The organism is Salinigranum sp. (assembly GCF_041641895.1).
Classification (GTDB): Archaea; Halobacteriota; Halobacteria; order Halobacteriales; family Haloferacaceae; genus Salinigranum.
Genome location: NZ_JBEPXO010000046.1, coordinates 1 through 13,094 on the forward strand (window position 1 = coordinate 1; position 13,094 = coordinate 13,094).

Annotated in this window: 11 protein-coding genes and 1 tRNA gene; 6 read left to right on the forward strand and 6 right to left on the reverse strand. The window is 68.4% G+C overall.

Annotated features, from left to right (window positions below; translation table 11 throughout):
* Positions 1–262 precede the first annotated feature (262 nt).
* Entirely contained in the window at positions 263–1,363 is a 1,101-nt protein-coding gene (locus ACESK5_RS11215) for a hypothetical protein (protein WP_372911654.1), read from the reverse strand.
* Between the two features lie 167 nt (positions 1,364–1,530).
* Here ACESK5_RS11215 and ACESK5_RS11220 point away from each other — a divergent pair, with 167 nt between their 5' ends.
* Positions 1,531–4,035, forward strand: coding sequence for a PGF-pre-PGF domain-containing protein (locus ACESK5_RS11220; protein ID WP_372911655.1), 2,505 nt, complete (start codon positions 1,531–1,533; stop codon positions 4,033–4,035).
* Between the two features lie 179 nt (positions 4,036–4,214).
* Here the strand turns inward: ACESK5_RS11220 and ACESK5_RS11225 are convergent, their stop codons facing one another.
* Positions 4,215–5,024, reverse strand: coding sequence for a hypothetical protein (locus ACESK5_RS11225; protein WP_372911656.1), 810 nt, complete (start codon positions 5,022–5,024; stop codon positions 4,215–4,217).
* 308 nt (positions 5,025–5,332) lie between these two features.
* Between ACESK5_RS11225 and ACESK5_RS11230 the strand changes: the two genes are divergently transcribed.
* The 5 genes from ACESK5_RS11230 to ACESK5_RS11250 all read left to right on the forward strand — a co-directional run bounded on the left by ACESK5_RS11230 (position 5,333) and on the right by ACESK5_RS11250 (position 10,555).
* The gene (locus ACESK5_RS11230; RefSeq protein WP_372911657.1) at positions 5,333–6,595 is read left to right on the forward strand and encodes a YncE family protein; all 1,263 of its coding nucleotides are present in this window, start codon (positions 5,333–5,335) and stop codon (positions 6,593–6,595) included.
* A 241-nt stretch (positions 6,596–6,836) separates the two neighbouring features.
* Positions 6,837–6,968, forward strand: coding sequence for a hypothetical protein (locus tag ACESK5_RS11235; protein ID WP_372911658.1), 132 nt, complete (start codon positions 6,837–6,839; stop codon positions 6,966–6,968).
* A 232-nt stretch (positions 6,969–7,200) separates the two neighbouring features.
* Positions 7,201–8,280: a hypothetical protein gene (locus ACESK5_RS11240; protein ID WP_372911659.1), complete on the forward strand. Its 1,080-nt coding sequence runs from the start codon at positions 7,201–7,203 to the stop codon at positions 8,278–8,280.
* 356 nt (positions 8,281–8,636) lie between these two features.
* Positions 8,637–9,692, forward strand: a complete 1,056-nt coding sequence (locus ACESK5_RS11245) for an ABC transporter ATP-binding protein (protein ID WP_372911660.1) — start codon at positions 8,637–8,639, stop codon at positions 9,690–9,692.
* A complete protein-coding gene (locus ACESK5_RS11250) occupies positions 9,689–10,555 on the forward strand; it encodes an ABC transporter permease (RefSeq protein WP_372911661.1) in 867 nt (288 codons plus the stop codon). The genes ACESK5_RS11245 and ACESK5_RS11250 overlap by 4 nt, the downstream gene beginning before the upstream one ends.
* Positions 10,556–10,622: 67 nt before the next feature.
* On the opposite strand, the gene ACESK5_RS11255 is transcribed toward ACESK5_RS11250, so the two are convergent.
* From ACESK5_RS11255 to ACESK5_RS11270, 4 genes are all read right to left on the reverse strand, one after another.
* Complete coding sequence (locus ACESK5_RS11255; protein ID WP_372911662.1) at positions 10,623–10,901, reverse strand: hypothetical protein; 279 nt, start codon at positions 10,899–10,901, stop codon at positions 10,623–10,625.
* A gap of 353 nt (positions 10,902–11,254) precedes the next feature.
* On the reverse strand, positions 11,255–12,526 hold the full coding sequence (locus ACESK5_RS11260) for a hypothetical protein (protein ID WP_372911663.1): 1,272 nt from the start codon (positions 12,524–12,526) through the stop codon (positions 11,255–11,257).
* Positions 12,527–12,535: 9 nt separating this feature from the next.
* Entirely contained in the window at positions 12,536–12,682 is a 147-nt protein-coding gene (locus ACESK5_RS11265; RefSeq protein WP_372911664.1) for a hypothetical protein, read from the reverse strand.
* 249 nt (positions 12,683–12,931) lie between these two features.
* Positions 12,932–13,006: transfer RNA gene (locus tag ACESK5_RS11270), tRNA-Val, on the reverse strand.
* Positions 13,007–13,094 lie beyond the last annotated feature (88 nt).

A 13,094-nucleotide genomic window follows, 5' to 3' on the forward strand; every position in this document is an offset into this window, starting at 1 on the left:
CACGCGACGGCTACCCCGGCGTGCGCGACGTCCTGATTCCGCTCGTCGTCGGCCACGAGGCCGAGACGAACACCTGAGTCCAACTCTCGGGGGACACACGTCGCGTCGGCCCGTTCGGAACACGTTCGGGAGCGACCGGGCGAGACCGGCATCACACCGGACATTAAAATCGCATTTACGACATTAAACCCCCGCGCCGACCGCCCGGCCGAGACCCGTGGCTGGGGGCGCGCTCGTCGAAGGGAGAGGAGAGATTCGGCGCCTACCGACGGAGTCGGAGCGCGATGCCGCCCACGAGGAGCAGTGCCAGGAGGAGCGGCACCGCACCGAGCGGCGCGGATGTCTCCGTCGACTGTTCCGTCGTCGGTTCGTCCGTCGACGCGTCGGTCGAGTCAGCGCCACCGGCCGACCCCGACTCGGTGTCGCCGTCGGACGTCCCGGTCGTCTCGGTCGGCGTGTCGGTCGGCATCTCGGTCGGCGTGTCGGTCGGCGTGTCAGTCGGTGTCGCCGTCGGCGTGTCGGTCGGCGTCGCCGTCGGCGTCTCGGTCGTCTCCGAGTCCGAGTCCGAGTCGTCGCTGCTGCTGGACCCGTCGCTTCCACCGTCGCCACCGTTTCCACTGTTTCCGCCGTCGTCACTGGTGTCGTCCGCTGCCTCTACCTCGAGCGACGTGGGGTCGGAGAGACCGAGGAACACCCGCTCGCCGTCGAGTTCGTCCTCGCCGCGGGCGAAGACGTAGACGTTGTAGTCGCCCTCGTCGGGCACGGAGACGGTGCCGGCGTACTCGTCAGAGCCGTCCGCGGAGAGTTCCTGCTGGACGACGATGTCCTCAGAGCCGTCGGTGATTGCGACCTCGACGGCGTCGAGTGCCGGGCCGCTCGTCTCCTGGGTCACCTGCGCGGAGACGTCGAACGACGCTCCGGCGTCGGCAGTCGAGGGGACGTTCACCGAGGAGACGTCGTACTTCTTCACGACGATGGGGTAGAGCGTCTGGACGCTCCCCTCGGCGAAGACGACGGCGAAGTACGTCCCGGGCGCGAGCGACGACGTCGAGAACGTCACGCGGTCGTTCCCGGTCGCCTCGGCGTCGTCCCGGTAGACCCGGTCACTGTCCCGGAGCTCGACCGAGTAGGACGTTCCCGACGGGCCGGTCGTGTCCAGGCGAATCGGGTCGCCTTTCGAGACGCGGGCCGTCTCGCTCACCTCGAAATCGGTTCCACTGACTGTCACCGTGCGGTCGGGCGTGTCGACCGCGTCCGGTGACGAGAGTTCGTACGTCGCCGCCCCCACCGGGAGGGGAGTCACGCCGGCGGCGAGGACTGCGACGATTGCGAGACAGACGGCGACTGTCGGACGAGATACCATTCCGAGTTCTACTGCGCTGACAACTCGGAAGAAACTTTCGAGGTATCAATAACGAACGTTCGTAAACGATTCTCCCGGTTCGACGCGACATCCCACCAGACGTTTTCTCCACGATGAAATTCAACTAGAACACAACACCTATGTGACGGTGGTAAAGACAGTTTCGCATGATAGATGGGTCATCGAACCGACTGTTCGTGGTGGCCGTCGCCCTCCTGGTCGTGACCGGGACGGTGCCGGCCGTCACGGCCGGAGCGTTCACCGACGAACCGACCGAACCGCGAGCGGCCATCTCGGGGTCGGACTTCGTCGACGCCTCCGACGACGTCGAGGTGTGGAACAGGGCTGCGTTCCCGCTCCGGACGAACCCGGAGCGGAACGCCGATACGGTCGTGAAGAACGTCGACCCCTTCGTCGAGGTCACGGCGTTCAGCACCGGGAAGGTCCGCCTCAACAAGGACAAGGTCGCTGTCTACGACGACGAGGCCGAGGTCCAGCTGCGGTTCCGGGGCGGGACCGGCTACGGGACGAGCGCGTTCGCGGGGCAGGACGTCCAGCTCGTCGCCGCTCACGTCGAGGAGGACACGCAGGCGGCCCGAGAGCTGTTCTCGTCGAGTTCCACGCTGACGACCCAGCGCGGGCTCGACCTCCTCACGAACGAGAACCTCGCTGACGACGTCCACTTCGACCTCGTCGACGACTACGGGACGCTCGACTCGAACGGCGAAGTCGTCGAGACGTACGACCTCGGCGACGAGGACCGCGGGGCGGGCTTCTACGTCTTCTTCCTCGTCCAGGACCACCAGGGGCAGAACAGCTGGGGCGTCACCGACCAGGGCTTCGAGGAGTCGAACGGTGAACTCGCCGTCGCGAACGAGAGTCGCGTCCTCGGCGTCGACGTCGCCACCGTCCACCAGCGGCCCGCGGAGGCGGCCCTCGAGCGCACCACCTACACCGCGGGTGACGACCTCACCTTCGACGTCGACGCAAACCAGGACGACGGCGACGTCACCCACGCCGTCGTCGTCTACAACCGACAGCAGTTCGAGAACAAGGACGTCACCGTCACGGTCGACGGGGACCTGAACCAGCTCACTGCCGACGACGTCAGCGTCGAACGCGAGATCGCCGACGTCAACGGCGTGGCCACGGTCACCGGGTCGCCGAGCGTGTTCGGCCTGGGTAACCTCCAGGACGGCCGGACCTCGGGACTCATCTCGGGCGCGCGGCTCGTCGACTTCGTCGCCGAGCAGGCGCAGTCGGACGCGCCGCTCGACGAGACGACGAGCGACGCCGAGACGCTCGACGCGAGCGTCACCGTCGTCGACGGTGGCGACGCGGGCGAGGTGACGGTCGAGACGTTCGAGAACTGGTCGACCGGCCGGTACGGCTACCTCTACGTGGCGACCGGGGAGAACTCCCGGGAACTCACGACGACCCGCGGCGAACTGACCATCGCGCCCGCACAGCGCAAGTCCGGCAGCGTCGAGAACGGGCGCGTCTCCATCTCGGGGCTCTCCGACGACATCCCGCGGGTCGGCATCGACTTCGGTGCGGACGGAAACGCCGACGGGAACGTCAGAATCGCCCAGCGCGCCTCGCCCGGGAACGGCATCCGGTCGGTGAAGCAACAGGAGGACAAGGAGGACCCCATCTACATCGACATCGAGGTCCCACAGCCCCTCCGTGACCGTCAGTCGACCATCGAGGTGACGGTCAAGCGGTCGAGTCTCGCCGGCCTCGCGCCCGACGAGGTGTCGCTGTGGCACTACACGGACGGCCGCTGGACCGAACTCGACACGCAGATTCGGTCGCAGAACGCGACGCACGTGACGTACGTCGCCACGACGAGCGGCTTCTCGCCGTTCGCCATCGCGCAGGGGTCGGAACCGACCGGCACCACCACGCCCGAGCCAGGTGAGCCAGCGAACCCCGAGGAACCCGACGAGGCCGACAGTAGCCCCAGCGTCAGTAGCGGCGGTGGCGGCGGTGGCGTCGCGACGGGGTCGCGCACCCTGTTCTCGGTGACGAAGCTCCTCTACGGCGGCACGTCCATCGAGTTCGACGTCGGCCAGTCGAGTGAGACGCTGCAGCGCGTCTCGCTGACGTTCGCCACCGAGACGGCCGGGCAGACCACTGTCTCGGAGCGCGACCGGCCACGCGCCGACACGGACTACTCGCGTGACTACGACACCGTCCTGACGGTGGTCGACGCGCAGCCGCCGAACCAGGTCGCCGACGGGTCCGGCACGGTCACGTTCGTCCTCGAGCGATCGGCAGTCGACGCGGCCGGCGCCTCGGCGGACGACCTCCGCATCCGTCAGTACGACGACGACAGCGGCACCTGGCAGACGCTCGTCACCGACGTCGTCGCGTCGGACGACGAGACGGTGGCGCTCCGCGCCGATGTCTCGCGCTTCGGGACGTTCCTCGTCTCGACGGCGGCGTCGACGGCGGGCGGACCGGCGACCACCGACGAACCGACGGCGACGGACGAACCGACGGCCACCGCGGCGCCGCCACAGACGCAGACGGGAACGGCGGCACTCCAGCCTGAGGAGACGACCGAGCCGACCACGACCGACACGCAGTTCCCGGGACTCGGCGTCACCGCGACGCTCGTCGCAGGCGTCCTCGCCCTGCTGCTCGGCTGGCGGCGTCGACAGCACTGACGACGCGGTCGCTCACCTCTGTCTCTTCTCGGTACTCCCCTTCGGGTCTCGACGCCGACGCTGTTCGCTCCACCGCGAGTCTCACGCACTCACGCGCCCCCGCGTAGGGGCGCCTCGGACGCGCGCCGCCCGCCGAACCAGTGAGAGTCGTCCCGGACGTGCGTCGCCCACCGAAGCGGTCAGAGTCGACGGGTGAGCGGGCCGACGACCACGCCGACGAGCGCGCCGAACCCGGCCCCGGCCTGGTGGACGGGCATCGCGGGCGAGGCGACGAGGACGTCGCCGGCGACGACTGCCACGCTGAGGAGGAAGACGCCGGCGACGACGGACGGTCGCACCGCCTGACCGCCGTCGGAGCGCACCGGCCCCCCCGAGCCGAGTCGCTCACCGACGCGGCGGCGGCAGTCGTCGACCAGCGCCACGAGGCTCACGACGACGACGACGCCGAGGAAGGCGAACCCGACCGTCGAGGCGCCGTACCCGGTCGCCGTGGTCCCGAAGAGGTCGAACGCGAACGACCCGACGACGGGGGCGACGACGACGAGTTCCCAGTAACAGAAGACGAACCACCGGCGTCGGCCCAGGGCCGTGAGTGTGACGAGGAGCGCCCAGGCGGTGAGCACGATGAGCGCGACGTTCCCGACGACGTGGGAGTGGTAGCCGCCGGGGGCGTGGACGAGCGCGTGCGCGACCCGCGTGAACTCGTGCCACGCCCACGCGTACGGGGTAAACGGGTCCGGTGCGAGCTGGTGTGACGGCGTCGTCTGCGCCACCGAGTAGCGAACGTACCGGAACCGCACCCAGGCGTCGAAACCCGGCTGGACGAGGAAGTGGACGACGAGCAGGAGCGTCGGGACCGACCAGATGGTCGCCAGTTCCCCCCGGGTCGGTCGAGGCAGGCCGCCGGGGACGCGGACGTCCCGTCGGTGCGTCCCCGCCCGGACCGTCGGTTGCTGGGTGTCGGGGCGGCCGCCGTGTCGGTTACTCACGACCACTCACCACGCGAGGCGGAGATGCGTCTCACGAGCGGGGGGCGCGTCCGTCCGAGTAGCATCAGGGTTGATACCCCGGGTGGCCGCTACTTACAACAACCGGACTGATTTCCACTTCTGATACTCAGCGTGCTCGAACGGCGAAGGAGCAATCTGTAGACGCTTCCGGGAGCTGAACGAGAGGAACCCGATTCGTCGACCGGTAAGTCTTATCGAATGTGATACGACTAGGTCGCGAACCGGGTCGTGCACGCAGTCGGCCACCGTGACGACTGCTTATGTCGGCGGAGTCACTGTGGTACACAATGACCACTCCGCGCCGAGACCCGGTCCTGTACCCGAACGCCGACGGGAGCCGACGCCGGGGGGGCGTCTCTCGACGACGGCTCCTCGCTGGCTCCGTCGCGGCCGGCGTGACGGCCACCGCTGGCTGTTCGGGGCGTGCGGGGGACGACGAGCGCGCTCAGCCGACTGTCCTCGTCTTCAACACCGGCGACAGCACCGTCAGCGTCATCGACCCGGCGACGGACAGGGTGGTCACGACCCAGCACCTCGGGCTGACCTCGTCGTTCCCGTCGAACCAGTACACGCCGACGCTGACCGACAGCGCGGACGACACGCTCTGGCTCAACGTCGGCCGTGGGGTTCGCGGCCTCCGTGCCGGCTCGCTCGACGAACGGGTCGCGTTCGAGACCGGGTCGGGCGCCAACTGGCAGGAGCAGACGCCCGACGGGAGACACCTCGTCGTCAGCGCGCGTGAACCGACACACAAACAGTTCCGTCTCGACGCCGACCCCGCCTCGGACTCGTTCGGCGAGGTCACGGGCGAACTCGACCGCCGGGGCGAGGGGGGAGTGGGCGCGGACGGGCCGGGGCCGTGCGACGTGACCGTCCACCCCGACGGGACTTACGCGTACGTCCCGGACCTCTTCGGCGACACGCTCACCGTCGTCGACGTCGACTCGTTCGAGATTGTCACCCAGGTCGCCGTCGAACCGGTCGTGGGTGAGCGGGCCCGCCCCTGGATGGCGACGGTCGCGCCCGACGGCGAGACGCTCCTGGTCGAGCACAACGAAGGGAGGGGCACGGAGAGCGTCTGGGACCTCTCGGACCCCGCGGCGCCCGCACAGCGCGCTCGGCTCACTGTCGACGACGGTCTCGGGGAGCGGCCGCTGACGAGCGAAATCGGCCCGGAGTCGGAGACGGGGTACGTCTTCACACCGGGGACCGACGACGTCACCGTCGTCGATCTCGTCGCGGGAACGGTGCGTGAGCGACTCGACCTCGGCGGGTCGGCGTTCGTCGGGACGTGGGACCCGGCGCACGAGAAACTGTACGTCCCCGTCCAGACGAACGACGAGGTGGCGGTCGTCGACCACGCATCGGGGGAGGTCACCACGACGATTCCGGTCGGGGCACGCCCGTACGGTGCGACGGCCGCGAACGTCCGCCCGCGGTTCGAGACGACGAACGACCTCGTCACCGCGCTGGCGACGATGGGCGTCTCGTTCGACGAGGCGGAGACGACGTACTGTATCGGTAACTGCGCGTGCGGACACGAACTGTAGGCCGCCCCGGTCGTGGAGAACCGGACTCCCGAAGCGACATGCACCGGGCGCCGGAAACGGAGGGTACGGACCTCGGACGGGCCGTCGGATTCGGCACTGTCGCAGCCGCCGGTGTGGTCCTCGTCTCGCTGACCACGCTCGGCCCGAGTTGGCTGGTCTGGGCCGACAGGGTCTCCGGCCGCGACGGGATGCCCGTGGTCGGCGTCGTGCTGGTCGGATTAGGGGGACCACGGCCGCCGTCGTGTTCCTGTTCGTTGTCGTCGCGGGGTTCGTCGACCGAGAACTGGCGGCGCGCGGACTCGACGACGCCGAGCAGTCGGAAGACACGGACGATTCGACCGGGTCCGGCCTCGCTCTCTGTGTCGCTCGGTGAGCGTTCCGGCGTGTGCGGAAAGCGGCGCAGTGGACCGACTTAACGCGGGCATACCGGCCGTCTTCACGACCACGTCGACAGCCTAACCAGCCGTCGCCGGGGGAGTGTCGGCACGGGGGACGTCGCCCGCCCGTCGTCGGGAAGAGAGTCCGGGGCGCTGTCGGTTTATGCACCGCCGAACGCGCCGTTACGCGGAGTATAGCTTTGCCCGCAGTTGACAACCCTGTTACGTATGAATCGAAGAGGGTTCGTCGGGCTCCTCGGGCTGTTCGCGGGCTGTTCGGCCCGCCTGCCGCTGGACGGGAGCGAGCGAGGCTCCGTCCGCACGCGGGAGCCAGTCTCGAACGCGAACGTCGTCGACGCGACGACGCCGACGCCGTCCGGGCCGGTGCCCGGACCGACATCCGAACCCGACCCCGAACCCGAGTCTGTACCCGACCCCGACCCCGACCCCGAACCCGAACCCCCGGAACCTGTCGAGGAGGTGATCGTCGAGGACGAACCGGCTCCGGAGCGCGACCTCACCGACCGCGAGGTTCGCGGGCTGGAGACCCTCCGGAACGCCGACCGGAAGATCACGGCCGTCGTCAGGGCGTTCACCGACGGGTACGGGACGGAACTCACCGACGTCACGGCGACGAGCGTCGGCTTCCTCAGGTCGGAGTACGACGTCCGTCTCGCGCTGGCGGCGGCACAGAAGGACTACGTCAAGGCCGGGCAGCGGGCCGCCAACGCCGAACAGGAGACGAGCGCCGCGCAGTTGGTCGCGTGCTGGCAGTTCCTCCGACACGCGACGGGGACACAGGTCGCCGTCGTGGAGGCCTACGAGCATCTGGCGAGTGCGCTCGCCGACTTCGAGCGCGACTTCCACGAGGGCGGCGTCGGCGCAGCGGACGAGATACGGACGCTCCTCACGGCGGCCGACCGCGGCCTGGCCGACATCCGCGCCGTCTCGACTGTCGACGACACCGCGGCCGTCAGCGCCATCTCCGCGGAGGAGTACGAGGCGAAGGTCGCACAGTTCGAGGCTGACGTCGGCGCCTACCACGACCTCGACGGCACCGTCCGTGAGTTCGCCGAGGGGATAAAGTGGCTCCGTCGAGCGAAAGCGTACGACACGGGGGCCGACCGGAACGTCCAGAAGGCGAGGGACGCCGCGAAAGACGCGCGGGACGCGCTCCGCAGTGCGCGGCGATCGGTCGACGGTGTCCGGAGTCGCGCTGGCGACGATACTAGTCTCACCCCCATATTGCTCGCCTTCCGCGAACTCGCGTCCGCGAAGACCGGCGAGGCCACCGAGATTCTGGACTGACCGGGCGACCTCGCCTCGTGGTCGACCACCTCGACGTCGTACGGCGACGACCACCTCGACCGGGCGGTCCGCCGCCTCCCTCACGACGGGGGTCGTCGTCGGTGTCGCAGGCGACGACGAACTCGTCGTCCGCCCTCACCTGGTCGGCCAGTTCGCCACACGCCGTCGTCCACTCCCGCGTCCGGAGGACGAGGCTCACCGGTTCGTCGAGTCCGTGGCGTGTCATCTCACCCCACCCTCCGCGGGACCTGTTCGTCTCACAGACATAGTACCTGACGCGACTGTGCGCGGGAGAGACACACCCGGAGCTGCCCCGCATGCGGTGATTTATCCGTTTCAGGTCCCTGATACGGGTGATGACCGCGTCGGAGCGTCCACAGGTCCGGGACGCCGAACGGAGCGACCCACACGAGACGGGAGCCACCGCCACCGCCACCGACACCGAGTCGGCCGTCGTCGTCGACGGCGTCCGGAAGCGGTTCGGGAGCGGTCCCGACGCGGTGACGGCCGTCGACGACGTCTCGTTCACCATCGACCGGGGGTCGGTCGTCGGCCTGCTCGGACCGAACGGCGCCGGCAAGACCACGCTCATCAAGTGCGTCCTCGGGATGGTCATCGCCGACGAGGGGACGGTCTCGCTCTACGGCCACGACGTCTACACCGACCCCCGGGCGGCGTACGCCCGCGTCGACGCGATGCTCGAGGGGGCCCGCAACGACTACTGGCGGTTGACCGTCCGGGAGAACCTCCGCTACTTCGCGACGGTCAGCGGCGTCGACCCGGACTCGGTCGCCGCCCGACACGACCGCCTCCTCGACCAGCTCGAACTCGCCGACAAGGCCGACACGCCCGTCCGGAAGCTCTCGCGGGGGATGAAACAGAAGGTGTCGCTCGCGAGCGTCCTGGCGACCGAATCCGACGTCGTCTTCCTCGACGAACCGACGCTGGGACTCGACGTCGAGAGTTCGCTCAAACTCCGACGCGAACTGCGGCGCATCGTCGAGGCACGCGACCTCACGGTGGTCCTCTCGAGCCATGACATGGACGTCATCGAGGACGTCTGCGACCGCGTGATCATCATGAGCGACGGGCGGGTCATCGCCGACGACACCGTGTCGAACCTCCTCCACCGGTCGGGCGCGGAGACGTACCGGGTCACCAGCCCCGACGTGGACGGCGCGACGGTCGACGCGCTCGAAGCGCGGTTCGACGTCCGCGGCGTGGACCGACGCGACGGCCGGACACACGTCGAGGTACGGGTCGACAGCGACGGCTTCTACCGCCTCGTCGACACCCTCCGCGAACACGGGGTGACCATCGACTCGGTCACGACCGCCGAGCGTGACCTCGAGTCGGTGTTCGTCGAACTCACCGACGGGACACGCGCGGGCGACGGGGTGACGCGACGGTGACAGAGACGCGCTCCGCCGTCGACGTCACGAACGACGGCACCGTCGACGGTGAGGTCGGCAGGGCCGACGGCGACACCGAGTCGCCGCGTCCGGCGGGCTACCGCCACCTCGCACGGGCCGTCCTCTTCCGAGAGTACCTCATCTTCGTCCGCTACCCCGCGAACGCCATCGGCGGCATCGTCATCTCGCTGTTCTTCTTCGGCCTCCTCTTCTACGGGGGGCAGATGGTCGCCGGCCAGGCCCTCACTGATTCGCTGGAGGGCATCATCGTCGGCTACTTCCTGTGGACGCTGTCGGTGGGTGCGTACAGCGCCATCTCGAACGACATCGCGAGCGAGGTGCAGTGGGGAACGCTGGAACGACACCTGATGACCCCGTTCGGCTTCGCGCCGGTCGTCCTCCTCAAAGGGGTCGCGAAGGTCGTCCGGACGTTCGTCACCTCCTCGATCATCCTCGCGGCGATGCTCCTCGTGAGCGGGACGGCGCTGGAGTTGAACGTCGTGACGGTGGTGCCGGTGGCGACGCTCGCCATCGTCTCCGTCCTCGGCCTCGGCCTCGCGGCCGGCGGGGTCGCCATCCTCTACAAGCGCATCGGCAACTGGCTCAACCTCCTGCAGTTCGGGTTCATCGTCCTCATCTCGGCGCCGGCGTTCGACCTCGGCTGGACCCGGTTCCTCCCGCTCGCACAGGGGAGCGCGCTGCTCCAGCGGGCGATGGTCGACGGCACTCGACTGTGGGAGTTCCCGGCCGGAGACCTCGCCGTCCTCTGCGCCGTGGCCGTCGGCTACCTGCTCTTCGGCTACGTGGTGTTCCAGCACGCGACCCGCCGGGCGCGGCGACTCGGCGTGCTGGGCGACTACTGACCGTGGACGACCGACGAGACTCGTGTCGTCACGACCGGCGGCCGACACGCGAACGCGGGCGCGCCGGTCAGGCCTCGAGTTCGACGTCGGGGTTGACCTCGACGCGGTCGGCGGAGAACGTCTCCGCGCCGATCCAGACGTCGCGACGGTGCGTGTAGTGGTTCAGATGGACGACGTCTCCCGTCTGCTCGAGGTGGTACTGACCGCCGCGCTTGCCGAGGAGCGGGACGGTGCCGTCGCGGTCTGGCGGCCGGTCGTCGACGATGAAGAGTCGCTTGTGCGTCTGCTCCTCGACGGGAATCTTGACGAGGTCACCGGGGACCAGTGTGGTGATGTCTTCGGTCATGGGTGTGGGACTCGTGAGAGCACACCTGCGCGTTCGCGCCGACACTCGGGCGGCGCGCCGGAACCGTTCGGCCGGACGCTCCGCTACCGAACGGGTCGGGCGACGGTGGAGGGGAGCGGGGCGCGTCGTCAGGCGTACTAAACGTTTCGACGCCCACCCTTGTAAGTATGACACATTCGCCGGTAGAGCGGGGCGCTCTCTGCCGTCTCGGAGGCGACTCTCGGCGACGTGGTGGTTCGGTCACGACGAAGCGGCCGCGGGAACGAGGGGTGCTCGACGACAGAGGGGCCGTCGTCCGCGCGGTGTCGCGCCCGGGCACCGAGATTCGACCACGGCCGGGGTCTGTGTGAGAGTCAGCGCGACCCGCCGTCGGAGGAGGTGGAGAACCGGTCGCTCCCCAGTGTGCCCGTCGACTCTGTCTCTCCCCGGGTCAGGGCGTAGCCCGTCGAGTCACCCCGTACGTCGACGAAGCGGGTGAACCGCTCCCCCTGGTCCTCTTCGACGTCGCCGCCGACCGACTGGACGGCCCTGAGCAGGAGGCGCTCGGAGAAGCCCGAGACGAACGAGACGGCCAGGACGCCGCTGTAGGTGAGGTTGAGGATGTTGATCGCTCCCGAGAGGAGGAACACGAACACCACCATCGCGCCGACGGTTCCGACGACGACCCGAGCGAGTGACAGCCGGAGGTTGCCGACGCGCTCGGGAATCGCGGCTCTCTCCAGCGTCTTCGACAGCGTGAGGAGGCCGCTCACCGACGCGCCGAGCGCACCGAAGATGGGAATCGCGACGAAGAGCGGCGCGATTTGCTGGAACGCGCCGGCCGCTTCGTCGAGGAGGATGGGCGTCTGCGTGAACACGATTGCCGGCCCCTCGTCGGGCCAGAGAGCAGCGAACTGCGGCAGGAAGAGGTCGGAGAACAGGAACACGAACAGGAGGCCGATCGACAGTATCGACGTGGTCATGAAGAACGCGATCTGTCGCAGGATCACGTCCTCACGACGGCGCTCGAAGACTTGCTTGATGCGCTCGTTGTGGATGGTCGTGATCACGTTCGCCAGTTGCGAGAACCCCTGCTCGCCGGACGCTCGGCTCAGCGCGTCCAGAACCTTCGACTTCTTCTTGGGGGGCAGCACCTCCTCGGCCTCCAGTTCCAGTTCCTGAATCCGGTCGTTGAAGTTGTGGTACGAGTTCAACACCTCCCCGAGCGTATGTTCGATCCAGAGCATCTCGCGAATCGCGTACACTTCGGACTTCCGTGCGGACGCGAAGTACCGCCAGAACGAGGCGAGGTCGTTCTCCTGGAGGACTAGCTCACACAGGTTCAGCATCTCGTGGCCGAAGGAGAGGTAGTTCCGTCCGAGCGAATCGGACTTGTCGATGAGCCGCAGGTCCTCGTCCGAGATGCCGTCCTTCGCGACGACTGCCTCGGCCGTCGACGCCGCGCGTTCGAACTGCCCTTCCAGCTGTCCGAGGATGGTTCTGAACCGCTTGACCTCGTGTTCGCGGAGCGATTTCTCGTCGGGAGTCGAGACCCACGAGACGAACCGGGAGCGACCGGTGGAACGCCCGGATACGACCGACGGGCCAGATATCGCGTCGTCCCACTCACCTCGAGCTTCAGCCATGGCCGCGTGTCACCCCGCTCTCACCCGGGTGTCGGCGACGCCGCGGGCACACCGGCTCCGTTCCCTGTCCGAGACGACTCCTCCCGAGTGACCCCGCGGCACGAGCGCCTCCCTGGCGGGGACGCGGCCCCGGAGCGAGGACACCGAAGCGTACATCCCAGAGATTACAACGTGCTGAGAGATAAGTGTGCACACGAATCGGAGCGAACGAGAGTCAGTGACACCGCCGACTCGTCCTGCGGAACGCGACCGAGCGTGCTAACGGGAGTGTCGGAAGCCGGGAAGTACGTGGAGAGTCGGTAACACGGCCGCTCACCTCGTACTCGGGGGCTGGATACCGAACCGAAGGCGACAGGAGACGGTGCAGGAACCCCGCGTCGCTCGACGGTCGAGAAGTCGGAGAAGTGGGTTGGGGCAGATTTGAACTGCCGGCCTCCTCCATGTCAAGGAGGTGTCATAACCAGACTAGACCACCAACCCGTCTGGCTGCGTGCGGCGTTCGTCTCGAACGCATTACCTCGTATCCCGGGAACCTAATTAAGGGTTGCGAAGTCAGGAGTCGGCAAGC